This is a genomic window from Paracidovorax valerianellae, assembly GCF_900102625.1.
GTDB lineage: Bacteria > Pseudomonadota > Gammaproteobacteria > Burkholderiales > Burkholderiaceae_C > Paracidovorax > Paracidovorax valerianellae.
Map to the genome: position 1 here is coordinate 1 of NZ_FMZC01000025.1, position 17,467 is coordinate 17,467.

A 17,467-nucleotide genomic window follows, 5' to 3' on the forward strand; every position below is an offset into this window, starting at 1 on the left:
CGTTAAGCTAACCAGTACTAATTGCTCGTGCGGCTTGACCCTATAACTTTGATCACCATTCGATCAAGTTGTTATGCCAAGTGACGCAGTCAAACCAAAAAACTGATTCCAAACTCTATGAATTCGCCGCCTTGACAGCCGTCAAGGTAGCACCAAGTTATGCCTGATGACCATAGCAAGTTGGTACCACTCCTTCCCATCCCGAACAGGACAGTGAAACGACTTTGCGCCGATGATAGTGCGGGTTCCCGTGTGAAAGTAGGTCATCGTCAGGCTCTTACAGCCCAATCCGCCCCAGCATCTATCGATGTTGGGGCGTTTTGCTTTGTGTAATTCAGTAAATCATCCCGTTGCCGCAAATATGCAATTGCAAGACATTCTCTATTCGCAGGGTTTTGGTACGCGACGAGTATGTGCGGGTTTAATTCAACGGGGAATGGTTGAATTATTTAATGAACCTGCTGGCTGTTTTCAGGTTTGTACAGACTCATCCCTTGAGTTGGCTGCTGATGGTTTGCGTTTTCAAGTTCAAGGCGAAATTTGGAAATACCACGCTAAGGCATATTTGTTACTGCATAAGCCGGCTGGTACCGAGTGCTCGCAGAAACCGTCAACATACCCAAGCATTTACACACTATTGCCACCACCGCTAAGGCAGAGACCTTGCAAAAGTGCGATTCAAGGAGTGCAAGCTGTGGGGCGGCTGGATCAAGATACCACCGGTCTTCTGTTATTGAGCGACGATGGACAATTTATCCATCGTATGAGTTCTCCAAAGAAGCACGTCCCTAAGGTGTATGAGGTGACCACAAAGCATCCCGTCAGTGAGACCCAGATCTCACGGTTACTCCAGGGTGTGGTTTTAGACGATGATCCAGCCATCGTCAGAGCGGCAGATTGTGTGCGAACCGATGAGCACAAGATCAGCCTTACCTTAACTGAAGGTAAGTATCACCAGGTTAAGCGAATGTTGGCTGCGGTCGGCAACAGGGTGGAAGCTCTCCACAGATCACGCATAGGCAATTTGTCTTTGCCTTCAGATCTCGCGCCTGGTCAATGGAAGTGGCTAGACGAGGATGGTTTGGCTGCACTGGCTGGCTAACCCGTGTTTGCAAAGCGTTTAGATTGCTGGCTTTTAGAGGCAGGCGACTGTTACTTCAGGAGCTTCGGTTTAACGGCCTTTGCGCGCTAAACTGCCTTGTGTTGTGAAAGTACTCCTGTGAAGTTTTCATTTGGCGGTTGTCTCCGCGCTGTGTTTTTAGGTTGGGCTTTTTTTGCTGCTCTCAGTGATAGTGCAGCATCGCCGCCTGTATTTGTCTTGAATTCCTTAGAGGCGGACATCAGTGTCATTGATCCTCTAACGTGGACTGAGACTGCGCGTATCCCTACTGGGAAAGAGCCGCACCACATGTACCTCACGCCAGACGAAAAGTCGCTGGTGGTGGCCAATGCGCTGGCTGATACGTTGACATTCATTGATCCCAAGACTGCGCAGGTGCAGCGGACCGTTCGAGGAATCGTTGATCCCTACCACCTGAGATTCACCCCCGACATGAAATGGCTGATCACGGCGGCCAATCGCCTGAATCATGTCGATTTCTACCGTTGGGATGACAAAGATCTCACGTTGGTGCAGAGGGTGGCGACCTCGAAGACACCCAGTCATCTATGGGTGGACAGCAAAAGCCGGACGGTCTACTCCACGATGCAAGACAGTGATGAATTGGTTGCCATCGATATCGCGACGCAGAAAATCAAGTGGCGCATCAAGACCGGCGCCATGCCTGCTGACATCTATGGCAGCCCGGACGACAAGTTCCTTTTCATCGGGTTGACAGGAAGCGACAGCGTTGAAGTTTTTGATGTGTCCGATACCACGCCGAAAAGCGTTCAGCGAATCAAAACCGGGAACGGCGCCCATGCTTTTCGAGGTGCGGGCGACAAGCGCCACGTCTATGTCAGCAATCGTGTAGCAAACACGATCAGCAAGATAGATATGGTCAAACATCAGGTCGTGGACACCTATCCAGCGCCGGGTGGACCAGACTGCATGGATGTTTCAGCGGACGGCCGATGGATCTATGTCAGTGCTCGCTGGGCGCGCAAGATGCTCGTTATCGACACGGTGGAGCGCAAGGTCGTGCAGAAAATCAACGTTGGCAAGTCTCCCCATGGAGTGTGGACCCTGCAGCACGCACCCCGCTGACATTCAAACTTCAATGCGCTTATCCGTCTCCAGAAAAACGTTTGCTATATTTTTTATAGCGAAATTTATTGCGGGCAGTGCGATGGCGGCAGAAACGTCAAGCTGCCAGAAGCCGCTCTACCTCACCTTCGATACGGGGCACATGGAAATTGCGCCTATGGTGGCGGATGTGCTCAAGAGAAAAGGCGTCTTGGTCACCTTTTTCGCGGCCGATGAAAAAACCAAGGTTGGCAACGGGAGTTTGAGCAACGACTGGGCCCCATGGTGGCACGCGCGTGCAGCGGAAGGACATGCTTTTGCGTCCCACACCATGGATCACACGTACTGGCGGGCGGATGCCGGCGCTCCGAATGCGCCGAAATTCAAGGTGAGGTCTTCTGCGGGCCCCCTGGCTGGAAAAGATCTGACCATCACCGCCGAACAGTACTGTGCAGAGATTGGCCGGGCGTCTGCTCGCTTGCGTGAGATTACGGGGAAGGCGCCTCTCCCAATTTTCCGTGCGCCTGGCGGAAAGACGTCCCCCCGTCTTTTAGCGGTCGCAAAGTCTTGTGGCTATGCCCATGTAGGCTGGTCTCCAGCGGGGTTTCTGGGCGACGAGTTGCCCAGTGAGCAGTTCAGCAATGCTGCACTGCTGAAAAAAGCGTTGGACAACATTCGAAGTGGGGACATCCTATTGGCGCACTTGGGCATCTGGTCGCGCAAGGATCCTTGGGCGCCCACCGTGTTGGAGCCGCTGATTGACGGACTGAAGCAGCGAGGGTTTTGCTTCAAGACGTTGAATGACCATCCGGATTACCGCGACTGGTTGGCTGGAAAACGCTAGGCCGGAACGCCTCGCAGACAGGAGTGGAGCAATGGATTGGTTGACGAACGGTTTCGACAGTGCACAGCAATGGCTGTTCGAGTCGCTGATTCAACCCATCATGTTCGCGGCCGGCATGGCAGGACTGTTGGAAGACGGTTATGCGGCCACAGGATGGTTGCTTGTGGGCTTGCTGCAGTTGGCGGTCATGTTGGTGCTCATCGCACCGCTGCAGCGGTGGCGGCCTGTGGAGCCGCTGGTGGATCGAGTAGGCGTTCGAACCGACATCGTCTATACCCTGATCCACCGTCTCGGCCTCTTTCGTCTAGCGCTGTTTTTCAGCATCGATCCGTTGTGGGACGCTCTTTTCGGGGCATTGCGGATGGATGGCATCAGCACTTTTCACCTGGATGCGATTTGGCCCGGTGTCACCGACCTGCCTTGGGTGAGCCTGCTGATCTACCTTGCGATCTTTGATTTCCTGGACTACTGGATTCACCGCGGCCAGCACCAAATCGAATGGTGGTGGCGGCTGCACTCCCTCCATCATTCGCAACGGCAGATGACGATGTGGAGCGACAACCGGAACCACCTGCTGGACGACCTTTTACGGGATGCCATTGTGGTCACCGTGGCCCAGTTGATCGGTGTTGCGCCCGGGCAATTCGTCGCCATCGTCGCGTTGACGCAATTGAGCGAAAACTTTCACCACGCAAATTTGCGGTTGTGGTTCGGACGTTGGGGCGAACGCCTGTGGGTGAGTCCTCGATTCCATCGCCTGCACCATGCAATCGGTATCGGGCATGAGTCGGTGGTCTTGCGGAGTGATACGCCGCATCTCAGAGTTCAGTCTCAAGGCTATGTCGCCGTTGAGGCTGCACAAAAGCCCGTGACCGTGCTGGGTGGCTGCAATTTCGGAGTGCTGCTACCGGTGTGGGACATTCTTTTTCGAACCGCCAATTTTGAATTGCGTTATGACCCGACCGGTGTGCGCGACCAGGTCGAGACAGGGCCTGACGGCAGCGTGCGCAATTATGGGAACGGCTTCTGGTCCCAGCAGTGGCGCGGGGTACTGCGCTTATTCGGCCGAGGGTGAGTTGCCGCGATCGTCGGGTGCTCCTCACGCTATGCTCGGCCCCATGAGATTGCTCATCGACTCCTTCTGGCGCGCTGCAGCTTATTGCGTGCATCCGCGCGTCATCGCGCTGTCTCTCTTGCCGCTTCTTCTGATGCTGGTTCTGGCATGGGCCGCTAGCCATTTTTTCTGGCAGATGGCGGTGCAAGCCGTCCGTACGGCCTTGGAGGCTTCGGATGTTCTGGGAGTGGTCTGGGGATGGCTTCAGTCGTCCGGTATAGAACAGGCGCCTGCCGCCCTCGCTCCTTTGCTCGTCGTAGTGCTCACCACACCGGTGATCATGATCGTCTCGGTGTTGTTGGTCGCGCTGATGATCACTCCTGCTTTGGTGAACACCGTAGCCAGACGCCGGTTTTCGTTGCTGGAGCGCAAGCGTGGAGCATCGTTCCTGGCAAGTCTGGCCTGGTCGTTGGGAGCGACTTTGGCTGCCATGGCCGCGCTGCTGATTTCTGTGCCGCTCTGGTTGATTCCGCCTCTGGTACTGGTGCTCCCGCCCTTGATATGGGGTTGGCTGACGTACCGTGTCATGGCCTTCGATGCTTTGGCGGAGCATGCGAGCCGGCAAGAACGTGAGGAAATTTTCAAGCGCCACCGCGTCAGCCTCTTGGGCATCGGGATTGTGTGCGGTTATCTGGGGGCAGCGCCCGGGATTGTCTGGGCATCAGGGGTTCTGTTTGCCGCCGCATTCTTCGTGTTGATCCCGCTGGCCGTGTGGATCTACACCTTGGTGTTCGCCTTTTCTTCGTTATGGTTCACGCATTACGCGTTGGATGCGCTGCAGCGACTGCGTACCGAGCATTCTGATCATTTGACGGGTGGAGGCGGCAACGCGCCTGCTACAACCACCGTTTCACCCATCCATGCTTCGGAGCTTCCCGCCGCCGCGAGCGCTCCGAACGATTCACCGAGTGGTCCTACGGGGCCCAACCCAGCACTATGACTCCCTCCTTTGGACTCATCATCATTGGCGACGAAATCCTGTCGGGCAAGCGATCGGACAAGCACCTGCCCAAAGTCATCGAATTGTTGGGGGCGCGCGGCTTGCAGCTGGCGTATGCCGACTATGTCGGGGATGACCCGGACCGCATCACCGCCACGCTGCAAAGGGCTTTTTCTTCGGGCGACATTGTTTTTTCATGCGGTGGCATCGGTGCGACGCCGGACGACCATACCCGTCAGTGCGCTGCCCGTGCATTGCAGGTGCCGCTTGCGTTGCATCCGCAAGCCGAGTCGCTGATTCGAGAGCGCATGCAGGATGTGGCGCTGGAGCAGGGCGTGGCCTATGAACCCGATCGTCCCGACAACGTGCACCGACTGAACATGGGCGTCTTTCCCGAGGGCGCTCGCATCATTCCCAATCCCTACAACAAGATTCCCGGTTTCTCATGCGACGGCCTGTCTGGTGGGGCGGTGCATTTCGTTCCCGGATTTCCTGTCATGGCGTGGCCCATGGTCGAATGGGTTCTGGACAAGCAATACGCGCAGTGGTTCAACCGTGAGCCTCAGATCGAGCATTCCGTCGTCGTGTATGGTGCGATGGAAGCGGCGCTCACGCCCTTGATGGAGCGCATCGAGAGCCAGCACGCCTCAGTGCGAGTTTTCAGCTTGCCCAGCGTGGACCACCCCGTGCACGGACGCCATATCGAACTGGGGGTGAAAGGCCCGGCTGCTTTGGTCCCGCCTGCTTGGACTGCCTTGAAAGTCGCTTTGCATGAATTTGGTGCAAATTGCGGCCCTGAAATGGTGCGAACGCTTTAGAGGCGCTCTGAATCGGTTAATTCGCACTTTAATGGTGCATTCTTTCTCGTGTGTTAGTTTTAAGAGGATGCATGCTCCGCCTTAGTGCATTGCAGCACCGAGCTGGCATGTAACCTGCTTTTCCTTCGTGGTGTTTTTTTCAACAAGCGCTTAAATCCTGGAGATCCTGATGGCAAAGACCGTTGCAGACGTGATGAAGATGGTGAAGGAGAACGAAGTCAAGTTTGTTGACTTTCGCTTCACCGATACCCGCGGCAAGGAACAGCATGTGACTGTGCCTGTGTCCCATTTCGATGAGGACAAATTCTCGTCGGGTCACGCCTTCGACGGCTCTTCGGTGGCAGGCTGGAAGGGCATCGAAGCGTCGGACATGCAACTCATGCCCGACCCCAACACCGCCAACATCGACCCGTTCTTTGAAGAAACCACGCTGTTCCTGCAGTGCGACGTGATTGAGCCCGGCGATGGCAAGGCCTACGACCGTGACCCACGTTCCATTGCCAAGCGCGCTGAAGCCTATCTGAAGGCCTCGGGCCTGGGCGATACGGCTTTCTTCGGCCCAGAGCCAGAATTCTTCATCTTCGACGGCGTGCGCTGGTCCAACGAGCCCGGCAAGGTCATGTTCGAGATCGAAGAGTACGAAGCGCCCTGGAACTCGGGCGCCAAGCTCGAAGGCGGCAACCGCGGTCACCGTCCCACCGTGAAGGGCGGCTACTTCCCCGTGCCTCCCGTCGACAGCACGCAAGACATGCGCGCCGAGATGTCCCTGATTCTCGAATCGCTGGGCATTCCGGTCGAAGTGTTCCACCACGAAGTGGCGGGCGCTGGCCAGAACGAAATCGGCACCAAGTTCAGCACGCTCGTCGAGCGCGCCGACTGGACGCAAGTGCTCAAGTACGTGGTCTGGAACGTGGCAAACGCCTATGGCAAGACCGCTACCTTTATGCCCAAGCCCTACGCTGGCGACAACGGCTCCGGCATGCACGTGCACCAGTCGATCTGGAAGGACGGCAAGAACCTGTTTGCTGGCGACGGCTACGCAGGCCTGAGCGACTTCGCGCTGTACTACATCGGCGGCATCATCAAGCACGCCCGTGCGCTGAACGCCATCACCAACCCTGGCACCAACAGCTACAAGCGCCTGGTGCCCGGCTTCGAAGCTCCTGTGAAACTGGCTTACTCGGCCCGCAACCGCTCTGCTTCCATCCGCATTCCTTACGTGGCCAACCCCAAGGGCCGCCGGATCGAAGCGCGCTTCCCCGACCCATCCGCCAACCCTTATCTGGCCTTCTCGGCCCTGATGATGGCCGGCCTCGATGGCGTGGAAAACAAGATTCATCCCGGCGAAGCCGCCACGAAGGATCTGTACCATCTGCCGCCCGAAGAAGACAAGCTGGTGCCTACGGTCTGCCACAGCCTCGACCAGGCGCTGGATTACCTGGACAAGGACCGCAGCTTCCTCACCAAGGGTGGCGTGTTCACCGACTCCATGCTGGATGCCTACATCGAGCTCAAGATGGGCGAAGTCACGCGTTTCCGCATGGCTCCCCACCCCGTGGAATACGACATGTACTACTCGCTGTAAAACCACTGGCCACAGGCCGAAGGTTCAGCACAAAAAGGCGGCTTCGGCCGCCTTTTTCAATGGTGCGGCGCGGTCGTGCAACACGCCGGGAAATAACCGCCAGCAAGCGGGGACGCCAATTGGCGCCGCTCGGCGATTGGGGGATACTCCCCTGGCATCCCCCGCATGCCGCCGGCATGCCTTGCGAGGAACCCGAATGAAGAAAACACTCATCGCACTGATGACCGTCGCCGCTGTGGTGCCTGCCGCGTGGTCGCAGGACCGCATCTACCGCTGCGGCAATGAATACACCAACAATGCCTCCCAAGCCAAGGAACGCGGCTGCAAACTGGTCGAAGGCGGCAATGTGACGGTCGTGCAAGGCGCTCGGCCAGGGGGCGCCCCGGCGGCCTCGGGTGGCGGCAGCACGGCCCCGAGTGCCAGCGCATCGCCCGCCAATGCTCCGCGGGTAGACACCAACGACCAGCGTGCACGGGACTCTGACGCACGCGCCATTCTCGAAGCCGAGCTCCGCAAGGCCGAGGCACGGCAGGCGGAAATCGCCAAGGAATACAACAACGGCGAGCCCCAGCGCACGGCGCTCGAGCTGCGCAATCCCCAACTCTGGATCGAGCGCACCGCCGAATTGAAAGCCAGCCTCGCGCGCGCCGACAGCGACGCCGCAGGCATCAAGCGCGAACTGTCCCGTCTGCCGGCTGCCAATCGTTGAGCGTGCCTTCCTCTTCCAAACCAGACACCATGCGCTACCAGGCGCTGGACCTCGTCTCCACGCTGGTGGCGGTGCTGCAACCCGATGGGTCGGTGCTTTTCGCCAATGCCTCGCTCGAGAACATGCTCGGGCTGTCCCGCCGCACGCTGGAGGGGTCGGACTTCAGCAGCTACTTCGCTGACCCCGCACTGCTGCAGACGGCGTTGGCAGGCGCGCGAGGACAGGATTTTGCGGCGTTGCGGTTCGAGGCCGCGCTGCGCCGCGCACAGCAGCAAGAGGCAATGCCCGTGCATGTGCACCTTGCGGTTGCCGAGCAAAGCGGTGAGATATTGGTCGAGCTCTGGCCCCTGGAGGCCCAGGCCCGGCAGGATCGCGAAGAGCGCCTGCGCGAGCAGGCATTGGCCAACAAGGAACTGATCCGCAATCTGGCCCATGAGATCAAGAACCCGCTGGGCGGTATCCGTGGCGCGGCGCAGTTGCTGGAGATGGAGCTCGACAACCCCGAGCTCACCGAATACACGCAGGTCATCATCCACGAGGCCGATCGGCTGCAGAGCCTGGTGGACCGGTTGCTCGCGCCGCACCGCCATCCGCATCTCGTCGGCGATGTGAACATCCATGAAGTGTGCGAGCGTGTGCGGTCGCTCGTGCTGGTCGAGTATCCCCAGGGCTTGCGCGTGCAGCGCGACTACGACATCTCGATTCCGGAGTTCCGTGGCGACCGCGCGCAGCTCATCCAGGCCCTTCTGAACATCGTCCAAAACGCCGCGCAGGTGCTGACCGATCGCATCGCCGAAGGCGACGCTCTCATCACCTTGAGCACGCGCGTGGCCCGCCAGGTCACGTTCGGCCGGCAGCGCTATCGGCTGGCACTGGAATTGCATGTCATCGACAACGGACCGGGCGTCCCCGAAGCCATCAAGGAGCGGATTTTTTATCCCTTGGTGACGGGGCGGGACGGGGGATCGGGGCTGGGGCTGACGCTGGCGCAAACCTTTGTACAGCGGCACCACGGGTTGATCGAATGCGACAGCGTGCCGGGTCGCACCGATTTCCGAATCCTCATTCCCTTGCCCTGAGGTCCCGATAAACAATCCATGGGAACAAGGTAGAACCAACACATGAAGCCGATCTGGTTAGTAGATGACGACCCCTCGATCCGCTTCGTCCTAGAGAAGGCGCTCGCACGCGAGAGCCTGCCGACGCGCAGCTTCACCCACCCACGCGAAGTGCTGGACGCATTGGCCGACATCACGCCAGGCGACCCGGAGCGGCAGGGCCCTCAGGTCCTCGTCAGCGACATCCGCATGCCCGGCGGCTCGGGTCTTCAGTTGCTGGAAAAGGTGCGAGAGTTGCAGCCCGGGCTGCCCGTCATCATCATGACGGCGTACTCCGATCTGGACAGCGCCGTGTCGGCCTTTCAGCGCGGCGCTTTCGAATACCTCCCCAAGCCCTTCGATCTGCCCAAAGCCGTAGAACTGATCCGCCGCGCAGTCGAAGAAAGCCAGCGCGAGGAAGTCACGGAAGAGCGGCAGACCGCCGCCCCCGAAATGCTGGGCCAGGCCCCGGCCATGCAGGACGTGTTCCGGGCGATCGGGCGGCTGAGCCAGAGCCAGGTCACCGTACTCATCACCGGCGAGTCGGGTTCGGGCAAGGAACTGGTGGCGCGCGCGCTGCACAAGCATTCACCCGTGGCCGGTGGGCCGTTCGTGGCCATCAACACCGCCGCCATTCCCAAAGACCTGCTCGAAAGCGAACTGTTCGGCCACGAGCGTGGCGCTTTCACCGGCGCGCAGACCCAGCGGCGTGGCCGCTTCGAGCAGGCCGAAGGCGGCACGCTCTTCCTGGATGAAATCGGCGACATGCCGTTCGATCTGCAGACCCGGCTGTTGCGCGTGTTGTCCGACGGCCAGTTCTACCGCGTCGGGGGTCATGCCGGCGTCAAGGCCCATGTTCGCGTGATCGCCGCCACCCACCAGGATCTGGAGCGCCGGGTCAAGGACGGGGCGTTCCGCGAAGACTTGTTCCACCGCCTCAACGTCATCCGGCTGCGCCTTCCTGCGCTGCGCGAGCGCCATGAAGATGTTCCCATGCTGACCCGGCATTTCCTGCAGCAGAGCGCACGGCAACTGGGCGTGGAGCCCAAGCGCATCTCGGACGTGGCGCTGGCCCGGCTGGGCCAGTTCGCTTTTCCCGGAAATGTGCGGCAACTGGAAAACATCTGCCACTGGCTGACGGTGATGGCGCCGGCGCAAGTCATTTCGCTGCAGGATCTGCCTCCTGAAGTGCTCGAAGCACCTGTGGCCGCCTCTGCCGCGGAGCCAGCCTTGGTCCAGGAGCCGCGCGGCGAAGCGCCGGCGCCCGGCTCGGCCGTGGCGGCTCCGCAGGGCGCCTTTGCCACGGCAGCAGCGCCCCGCGACGAACGCGTGTTCGCCGCCCCGGTTCACGCCGCCGTGGGCTCCACGGCAGTGGCTCCAGCGGCCGTTTTTGCAGAGCCGCCGGGGTGGGAGCAAGCCCTCGAAGCCGAGGCCCACAAGCTGCTGTCGGGCGGACAGACGGAGGTGTGGGATGCACTCTCGCGCCGCTTCGAATCCCGCCTCATCCGCACCGCCCTGGCCGCCACGCACGGGCGGCGCATGGAGGCCGCGCAACGCCTTGGCATCGGCCGCAACACCATCACGCGCAAGATCCAGGAACTGGGCCTCGATGCGCCGGAAGATGCATGAAGAAAAGGCCTGCACCGCAATAAAGGTGCCGGCAGGTAGCTATTAAAAATATAGCAACGAAGTAACGGCTGGTAAGCGTTCGGCGGTGGGGCTCTGCAAGCATGAGTCCTACAGTCGTGCGCTGCACACGCCGACCTCCGGCGAAACAGATGGCCCGAAGAATGAAGGCACTGTTCAACCAACCGGAGTTTCTTCATGTCCGATTTCAACGATGCAAACCGTGATCCTCTGACCAACGAGCCAGGCGCCCATCCCGTGGGCACTGGCGTCGGCGCTGCTGGCGGCGCAATGGCCGGAGCGGCGGCCGGTGCCTTCGGCGGCCCGGTCGGCGCAGCAGTCGGCGGTGTGGCCGGAGCGGTCGTCGGCGGCCTGGCAGGCAAGGCTGCCGCCGAATCCGTCAACCCCACCGTGGAAGACGCATACTGGCGTGAAAGCTATGACCGCGAGCCCTACTACGTGAAGGGCCGTGCCTACGACGAATACCGTCCTGCCTACGAACTGGGCTGGAGCTCGGTCGGCCGCTACCAAGGCGATTTCGACGCTGTGGAACCCAACCTGGCCCGTGACTGGGGCACCGCACGCTCCACCAGCGCTCTGGAATGGGAAGAAGCCCGTCCAGCAGCCCGCGCCGCATGGGAACGTGCAGGCCGCGGCAACACCGTGGGCAGCAATATCGGCGGCGTTCAGGACCAGGGCTACAACAACACCGCGCTGGTCGATAACGACGACGTGGTCGACGTGCTGGACGACCTGCTCGAATCGTGCCGCGACGGCGAATACGGCTTCAAGGCCTCGGCCGAGCATGCCGAATCGCCTGAGCTGAAGGGCATCTTCCTGCGCCACGCCAGCGAATGCGCTGCGGCTGCGACGGAACTGGAGCGCGAAATCCGCAACCATGGCGGCGAACCCTCCAGCGGTGGCTCCATGTCCGGTGCCCTGCATCGCGGCTGGGTGTCGGTGAAGGCAGCAATGTCTTCCCGCGACGACAAGGCCGTGCTGGAAGAGTGCGAGCGTGGCGAAGATGCTGCCGTGGCCCGCTATCGCAAGGCACTGAAGGCCTCGCTGCCTGCCAACGTGCGTGCCATGGTGGAACGCCAGGCCGAAGGCGCACAGCGCAACCACGACGAAGTGCGTGCCTTGCGCAATCGCTTCCAGGCGGCTTCTTAAGCCAAACCCAGCGACCGCTGCCTTCGGGCGGCGGCCGCAATGGCGGCGAGTGGAGGCCGGTTCATGCCGGCCTCTTGATCGCCAACTGCACAGCCCCGGATTCCGGGGCTTTTTTGCGTCTGCGCGCCAAATTCGTGGTTCGCGCATCGGTGCACTGTTTCGCATCGGCGTGAGGGCGCCAAGGGCGACTGCCTAGAGTGACCGGCTCATCGATCTACGGAAGTGGATCGATGCATCCGTCATTTCATAAAAAAGGGAGGAGCCAAATGCTCAATGGACATGCCGTTTCGGTCCGGGGTTCTCAGGTCGGCGCCAGCCGGCATTCGGCCAGTTCTCAAACCGGCGAGCAGGGGCAAGGAGTTTCCTCGCAGCAACGAGGGTCCCTGTCCCATCAGGGGAGCGCCGTCAGCCCGCTTCAAGCTCTGTCTCGACGATCTTCGGGGTCGAACGAAGCGTCTGCGCCCGCCTCGCCTCGCGCAAAGCCGCCTGTGGCATTGGCGCAGTCCGTCGCCGGGTCTGGCATGAGTCTGTCCGGGTCGTCGCGCGCCTCGTCGCTCTCGGAAGCCTCATCCTTCAGTGAGCACTCGACCGACGCGGTGGATGGTGCGTCATCGGGGCGCCTGAGCATTGGGGCCCTGGCCGGGGCGAGCATGGAAGACGCGCTTCACGGCAAGATCGAATCATTGATGGGTTTGTCCGCAGCCGAAGCGCCCGATGTCGTCGCCCGCCTTGCGCGCAACACCACGGTCCTTCTGCGAAAGGGCATCGACACGCCAGAGAAGCTGCAGACCTTCCTCAGCCAGGCGTGGCGGCACGACGCCATCTTGAGTTTTGCCGGGATGGGGCTGGCCGACGGTGGCGGCTACTTTGCGGGCATGACCGCTGCCAACGAAAAGCTGGTGGCCATGCTGCCGCTCACGCTGCTGAAAAATCCGTCCCTGCTGGGGCTGGCGGTGGGCGTCGGGGTCGGGGCGGTGGATGTGTTCGCCAGCGTGGTGGGCGGCGCCATCGTCAAGCCGAAAATCTACAACGACTACGGCGGCAACCTGCAGCTTCCCGCCTCGCTGCGGCCTGAGTCGACCGCCGAATTGCTCAAGAACGCGGGGATCTCGGCCGGCGTCAACGTCGCGAAGAACCTGCCGCGAATACCGGAGCCATTCATCCAGGCCGCCATCGAAGGCCGCGGCGACAACAGCGTGAACCGCCTCTGGGCGGACCGCATCGATGCTTCGTTCATCGATGGCGGCCTGGGCATGGTGGCGGCCGGGGCCAAGAGCGTGATGAAACTGTCGCAGACCGTGCCTTACGACGCCCGCATGCTGCTGCGGGAAGACCTGCCCGAAGTCATCGACAAAACCCGGGCGTCGTGGGGCGATGCGTTCAAGGCGATGGGGCCTGCCGCATTGCAGGGCGCCAAGTCGCTGGTGACTTCGCCCGTGCCGGTCGCCGTCGTGGCCACCGTGGGGCTGTTCGTTTCCGAGCTCTTCGCGGCCAACGCCAATATCGACATCACCGGCTCTCCCGCCTCTCTGGCGCCCGACCGGGCCGACGCCCACATGCTGGCGCAAAAGCGCGCGTCGTCGGTCATGCTTTTCGGCGTCATGTCGGGCCTGATCGAAATCGGTGTGCCGTATGTGGCGCAGGGTGGCGCCTACACCGCGCAGAAGATCCGGCAGGCGTGGCAGCACGCTCCGAACGTGATGGACTGGGCGCAAAACACGCTGGGCCCGGTAGCGCGCAGGCCGCAGGAGCACGACCTGGAGATGGGGCGCGCCCCTCAGCCGGCCCGCTGACCGGCGCAGGCTCCGATGGGCCAGGCAGTGCCGTCCGGCACGAGCCGGCCGGAGCGCGTCAGGCCAGCGTCGCGACGACTGGCGTGTGGTCGCTGGGTTGCGGGTTCTTGCGCGGCGCGCGGTCGATGGTGCAGGCCGTCATGCGCTCTCGCAGCGGCTCGCTCACGAGGATGTGATCGATGCGCAGGCCCCGGTTTTTCTGAAAGCCCAGCATGCGGTAGTCCCACCACGAATAGCTTTTTTCGGGCTGGTCGAACATGCGATAGGCATCGGTCAGGCCGAGGTCAAGCAGTTGCTTGAAATGGCCGCGCTCCTCCACGGTGTGGTGGATAGTGTCCTTCAGGCCCACCGGATCGAAAGAATCCCGGTCCTCCGGCGCCACGTTGAAGTCGCCCAACAGCGCCAGCCGGGGATGCGCCTGCAGTTCCTCGCGCAGCCAGCGGTGCAGCGCTTCGAGCCACAGCATCTTGTAGGCAAATTTTTCCGATCCCGGCGCCTGGCCGTTGACGAAATAGCAGTTCACCAGCCGCAGGGGGCCGTCCGGCGTGTCCATGGTGGCGGCGATCACGCGGGCCTGGGCGTCTTCATGGCCGGGAATGTTGCGCACCACGTCGCGCAGCGGATTGCGGCTCAGGATGGCGACGCCGTTGTACGTCTTCTGCCCGAAGGCGACCGCGTGGTAACCCATGCCGTTCAAAGCTTCATGGGGGAATTTTTCGTCCACCAACTTCAGTTCCTGCAGGCACAGGGCATCGACAGGGTTGTCGGCCAGCCAGGCCATTACCTGGGGCAGTCGCACGGAAAGGGAGTTGATATTCCAGGTGGCAATTTGCATTACTGTTCCAATGCCTTATTAATCAAAGGCTTAGATGTGGTTTATCGGCGATAGGGTGGCTGGCTACCCGGCCAGCTACCCAATTCTGCTGCGCTCGGAGCACGGAAGATCGACGGTGCCAATCCTACCCATCGCTGCGCGCTTCGAGCTGCTGGATGTACCGATTCATGCTGGTTACGGTGATCCCGCTCGCCCGCTCGCCCAGCTTGACCAGCACCAGCTTCTTGTCCTTCACGAGGCGGTAAACCGTCGAGCGTGAGACGTCCAGCTTCTGGCAGGCTCGAGCGATCCGGTACACCGAGTGGGACGGCTCGGTGAGCGTGTCCACCTGCGGTGGCGGTGTGCGATGAGGTGACGGGAACGTGTGCACGCGCCGATTACCGGCGGCTGGTGGGTTTGATTTGGTCATTGCGGTGCTTTCCCCGGCTGAGCCAGGCGAATTGCGGCGGGTTACCCGCCTCGTTGTAGGTGGTCCACAAGGCCGCGCCTTCATCGCAGCGCTCGTGTCGTGTGGGATTGATGCCGGCGGCGATGCACTGCCGGCAGTTCAGGTGGTGCAGCTGGTACGCCTTGTCTGCGGCATGCCAGTCGGGGGGTGCGGGGCTGGTCATCGGCGCGCGCTGAAGTGGTTTGCCATAGATGCGGCAAGCTGGATGGACAACTCGCGCACCAGGCGGCGCCTCAATGCGTCGGTGGGCAGCTTGCGAAGCGCGCTCTCTGAGACTGCATACGCCCAGTCGCCCCCGGCCAAGCGCACACGGCAGTGCAGCCCGGGCACGCCGAACCGGCGCTGCTCTATCTGCGTCACCAGCAGGTGCATTTGTAGGAGCTTTCTGCTGACCGTCTCTGCCTGCAGGGTGACGAAGGAGGGCGGCTCGTGCGGTGCCACCATGAACGAATCCTGGTCGTCAGCCGGGTGATCACCCCATGCTCGTGGTGGCAGCGCGGCGCTATCCCCTAGGATGTAGCGCGCCTCATCAAGCGCTGTCGCCAACTCCTGCGTTTCGTGCTTGGCTTGGCTTAGCAGCTCGCGCTCGGCATTCCGGCTGCGCTGCAGTGTTGTGATCTGTTCCCGCGCACGCCGCCGCTGATTGCGGCCATAACGTTGTGCCATCTGTTTCCCTAAAAAGAAAACCCGCTCATGAGCGGGTCGTTGTTGTTGGGTGGAGTGATCGGCCGGCTCGTTCATAACTGCGTTCGTCACCGAAGCGCTGGTGCCGGAATTGGGCGGCCCAGTGCATTTCCGCGGTGCGCTCAAGGCCGTGCACCTTCAGGTTGCCGCTGCCCCCGTCCACGATCCTGGGTTCGAAGAGGATGATGAAGCGGAGGCCGGCTAGGGCAGCGCGAGCTCCAGAAACAAGAAACCCGGCCAGAGCCGGGTTCAGTTGGATACGCAAAACATCAGTTCTGCTTGCGTCGATTCAGTGCTGCCGCAGCACCGATCAGAACGGCCAATATCAATAGTCCCCTTTGTTCCAGCGTTGGAATGGGGGCGGGTGCGGTAGGCGCAACCACTGGAGGGGCAACGAAAATGAAAGTCAGCCGCACCCATCCGGCCCCGCCTTCCCCGCCAGCTATTCCGGCTCCACCAGAACCACCACCCCCGCCGCCAGGACTGAGACCGTCGTCACCGTTACCTAGTCCTCCATTCGCGCCAAATGGAACTCCGCGAAGGCCCCCAATGGCATCTTGGCCGTCGGCAGTTGCTGTGCCGCTTCCGCCGCCACCGCCCCCTGCGGCAGAGGTGGGAGCGACACTGCCGCCCCGTCCACCTCTGTATGCCGAGGCAGCAGGAAATGCAGCAGAGTTACAAAACCCGCCATCTCCGCCCGGAGCCGCCGCGCCGCGGCCTGCGGGACCGCCTTGTCCTCCTTCAGCTATGAGCATCAGTCCCTCATGACGTATCGAACTGCCGCCGCCACTGGAACCGTCTTCACCTAATGAGCCCTGCCGCCCGGGCTGTCCAACAGTGATCTCGACGATCTGACCGGGCGTGGTCGCCAAGGTAGTCCCACAGAAGCCGCCACCTCCGCCGCCAGCTGCTGGGTCCTCAGTAACAAGACTTGCCCCGCCTCCACCACCCCCACCGCCCCACATTTCAACCTGCATCCTGTTCATCCCTGAGGGAACTTCGCACGTTCCGGAGATGTTTATCCCGTTTACACAGGGGGCCGCCAATACTGGCATAGCAAACAAGCCTGCAACAGCTATCGAAGTGAAGGCTATTAATCGACGCGTTGGGAGAAGCATGTGAAAGGAGGCTGTGGAGTTGATTGCCCTAATGTAGACAAATGTATTTGAAGGGCTTCACGAACGAAGACTGCGCAGACTCCTGTCTGGCGCCGGCCGACTTCGACCAGCGGCCGGCCGGAACGCTCAAGGATGCCCAGGCGCTTCTGAGGCTGGCCCCCGCCGTAGTTTTCGAAGCTGCTCCAGCAGTCGAAGGCTAGTCCTCCGGTTGGGCGAGATCGAGTTCTCTTTGCCCACCAAAACGATCTGCCACTTTAGCTTCGTATTCGGCAGCGTTTTTTGATGATTCAGCCATTTCTAGTACCCGCCCCATGTGCATACGCAATGCGCGTGTTCCGACGTCATTGAGAAACTGGAACAGTTTCTTTTTTTGCTTGCCTCGCTCACGCAGTGCCCATCTGGAACCCCGTGGAGGTCAGGCGCCTGGGCGGGGTGAATGGCAGCGATTCTCTCTCGTGTCGGATGGGGTTGGATCGAGGGCGGGTTGGGTGAGGCCGTACC

General features: G+C 61.1%; 17 protein-coding genes and 1 rRNA gene. 13 read left to right on the forward strand and 5 right to left on the reverse strand.

The window, feature by feature from the left end:
- Positions 1-162: 162 nt before the first annotated feature.
- From rrf to BLT03_RS22685, 13 genes are all read left to right on the forward strand, one after another.
- Positions 163-275 (forward strand): 5S ribosomal RNA (rrf, locus tag BLT03_RS22620).
- A gap of 86 nt (positions 276-361) precedes the next feature.
- Positions 362-1,102 carry a 16S rRNA pseudouridine(516) synthase gene (locus tag BLT03_RS22625; RefSeq protein WP_092746035.1) on the forward strand — a complete coding sequence of 247 codons (741 nt, stop codon included), beginning with the start codon at positions 362-364 and terminating at the stop codon, positions 1,100-1,102.
- Positions 1,103-1,252: 150 nt separating this feature from the next.
- A complete protein-coding gene (locus tag BLT03_RS22630; protein WP_092746036.1) occupies positions 1,253-2,206 on the forward strand; it encodes a YncE family protein in 954 nt (317 codons plus the stop codon).
- A gap of 13 nt (positions 2,207-2,219) precedes the next feature.
- Positions 2,220-3,029, forward strand: a complete 810-nt coding sequence (locus BLT03_RS22635) for a polysaccharide deacetylase family protein (protein WP_092746037.1) — start codon at positions 2,220-2,222, stop codon at positions 3,027-3,029.
- A 31-nt stretch (positions 3,030-3,060) separates the two neighbouring features.
- Positions 3,061-4,104, forward strand: a complete 1,044-nt coding sequence (locus BLT03_RS22640; protein WP_092746066.1) for a sterol desaturase family protein — start codon at positions 3,061-3,063, stop codon at positions 4,102-4,104.
- 43 nt (positions 4,105-4,147) lie between these two features.
- Positions 4,148-5,083 carry an EI24 domain-containing protein gene (locus BLT03_RS22645; protein WP_245711527.1) on the forward strand — a complete coding sequence of 312 codons (936 nt, stop codon included), beginning with the start codon at positions 4,148-4,150 and terminating at the stop codon, positions 5,081-5,083.
- Positions 5,080-5,901 carry a competence/damage-inducible protein A gene (locus BLT03_RS22650; protein ID WP_092746039.1) on the forward strand — a complete coding sequence of 274 codons (822 nt, stop codon included), beginning with the start codon at positions 5,080-5,082 and terminating at the stop codon, positions 5,899-5,901. The genes BLT03_RS22645 and BLT03_RS22650 overlap by 4 nt, the downstream gene beginning before the upstream one ends.
- A gap of 169 nt (positions 5,902-6,070) precedes the next feature.
- On the forward strand, positions 6,071-7,486 hold the full coding sequence (glnA, locus tag BLT03_RS22655; protein WP_092746040.1) for a type I glutamate--ammonia ligase: 1,416 nt from the start codon (positions 6,071-6,073) through the stop codon (positions 7,484-7,486).
- Positions 7,487-7,682: 196 nt separating this feature from the next.
- Positions 7,683-8,195, forward strand: a complete 513-nt coding sequence (locus BLT03_RS22660; RefSeq protein ID WP_092746041.1) for a hypothetical protein — start codon at positions 7,683-7,685, stop codon at positions 8,193-8,195.
- Between the two features lie 29 nt (positions 8,196-8,224).
- Entirely contained in the window at positions 8,225-9,274 is a 1,050-nt protein-coding gene (gene glnL / locus BLT03_RS22665) for a nitrogen regulation protein NR(II) (protein WP_092746042.1), read from the forward strand.
- Positions 9,275-9,316: 42 nt separating this feature from the next.
- Entirely contained in the window at positions 9,317-10,921 is a 1,605-nt protein-coding gene (gene ntrC, locus BLT03_RS22670; protein ID WP_092746043.1) for a nitrogen regulation protein NR(I), read from the forward strand.
- A gap of 195 nt (positions 10,922-11,116) precedes the next feature.
- On the forward strand, positions 11,117-12,088 hold the full coding sequence (locus BLT03_RS22675; RefSeq protein ID WP_092746044.1) for a ferritin-like domain-containing protein: 972 nt from the start codon (positions 11,117-11,119) through the stop codon (positions 12,086-12,088).
- Positions 12,089-12,609: 521 nt separating this feature from the next.
- Positions 12,610-13,881, forward strand: a complete 1,272-nt coding sequence (locus BLT03_RS22685; protein ID WP_139160502.1) for a hypothetical protein — start codon at positions 12,610-12,612, stop codon at positions 13,879-13,881.
- Positions 13,882-13,939: 58 nt separating this feature from the next.
- Here BLT03_RS22685 and xth read toward each other — a convergent pair whose 3' ends face one another.
- The 5 genes from xth to BLT03_RS25130 form a co-directional block, all read right to left on the reverse strand.
- Positions 13,940-14,716 (reverse strand): exodeoxyribonuclease III, encoded by a 777-nt coding sequence (xth, locus tag BLT03_RS22690; protein ID WP_092746047.1) that lies wholly within the window; start codon positions 14,714-14,716, stop codon positions 13,940-13,942.
- 124 nt (positions 14,717-14,840) lie between these two features.
- The gene (locus BLT03_RS22695; RefSeq protein ID WP_092746048.1) at positions 14,841-15,044 is read right to left on the reverse strand and encodes a helix-turn-helix transcriptional regulator; all 204 of its coding nucleotides are present in this window, start codon (positions 15,042-15,044) and stop codon (positions 14,841-14,843) included.
- 49 nt (positions 15,045-15,093) lie between these two features.
- Positions 15,094-15,327: a hypothetical protein gene (locus BLT03_RS22700; RefSeq protein ID WP_092746049.1), complete on the reverse strand. Its 234-nt coding sequence runs from the start codon at positions 15,325-15,327 to the stop codon at positions 15,094-15,096.
- Positions 15,324-15,905 (reverse strand): hypothetical protein, encoded by a 582-nt coding sequence (locus BLT03_RS22705; protein WP_139160504.1) that lies wholly within the window; start codon positions 15,903-15,905, stop codon positions 15,324-15,326. Before BLT03_RS22705 ends, BLT03_RS22700 begins: the two co-directional genes overlap by 4 nt.
- Positions 15,906-16,117: 212 nt before the next feature.
- Complete coding sequence (locus BLT03_RS25130) at positions 16,118-16,966, reverse strand: IPTL-CTERM sorting domain-containing protein (protein ID WP_353615289.1); 849 nt, start codon at positions 16,964-16,966, stop codon at positions 16,118-16,120.
- Between the last annotated feature and the right edge of the window lie 501 nt (positions 16,967-17,467).

Coding starts and splice junctions, on each gene's coding strand:
- xth (WP_092746047.1), bottom strand. CDS start 14,716: ATGCAAATTGCCACCTGGAATATCAACTCCCTTTCCGTGCGACTGCCC.
- BLT03_RS22650 (WP_092746039.1), top strand. CDS start 5,080: ATGACTCCCTCCTTTGGACTCATCATCATTGGCGACGAAATCCTGTCG.
- BLT03_RS22705 (WP_139160504.1), bottom strand. CDS start 15,905: ATGAACGAGCCGGCCGATCACTCCACCCAACAACAACGACCCGCTCAT.
- ntrC (WP_092746043.1), top strand. CDS start 9,317: ATGAAGCCGATCTGGTTAGTAGATGACGACCCCTCGATCCGCTTCGTC.
- BLT03_RS25130 (WP_353615289.1), bottom strand. CDS start 16,966: ATGCTTCTCCCAACGCGTCGATTAATAGCCTTCACTTCGATAGCTGTT.
- BLT03_RS22675 (WP_092746044.1), top strand. CDS start 11,117: ATGTCCGATTTCAACGATGCAAACCGTGATCCTCTGACCAACGAGCCA.
- glnA (WP_092746040.1), top strand. CDS start 6,071: ATGGCAAAGACCGTTGCAGACGTGATGAAGATGGTGAAGGAGAACGAA.
- BLT03_RS22640 (WP_092746066.1), top strand. CDS start 3,061: ATGGATTGGTTGACGAACGGTTTCGACAGTGCACAGCAATGGCTGTTC.
- BLT03_RS22700 (WP_092746049.1), bottom strand. CDS start 15,327: ATGACCAGCCCCGCACCCCCCGACTGGCATGCCGCAGACAAGGCGTAC.
- BLT03_RS22645 (WP_245711527.1), top strand. CDS start 4,148: ATGAGATTGCTCATCGACTCCTTCTGGCGCGCTGCAGCTTATTGCGTG.
- glnL (WP_092746042.1), top strand. CDS start 8,225: ATGCGCTACCAGGCGCTGGACCTCGTCTCCACGCTGGTGGCGGTGCTG.
- BLT03_RS22625 (WP_092746035.1), top strand. CDS start 362: ATGCAATTGCAAGACATTCTCTATTCGCAGGGTTTTGGTACGCGACGA.
- BLT03_RS22635 (WP_092746037.1), top strand. CDS start 2,220: ATGCGCTTATCCGTCTCCAGAAAAACGTTTGCTATATTTTTTATAGCG.
- BLT03_RS22660 (WP_092746041.1), top strand. CDS start 7,683: ATGAAGAAAACACTCATCGCACTGATGACCGTCGCCGCTGTGGTGCCT.
- BLT03_RS22685 (WP_139160502.1), top strand. CDS start 12,610: ATGAGTCTGTCCGGGTCGTCGCGCGCCTCGTCGCTCTCGGAAGCCTCA.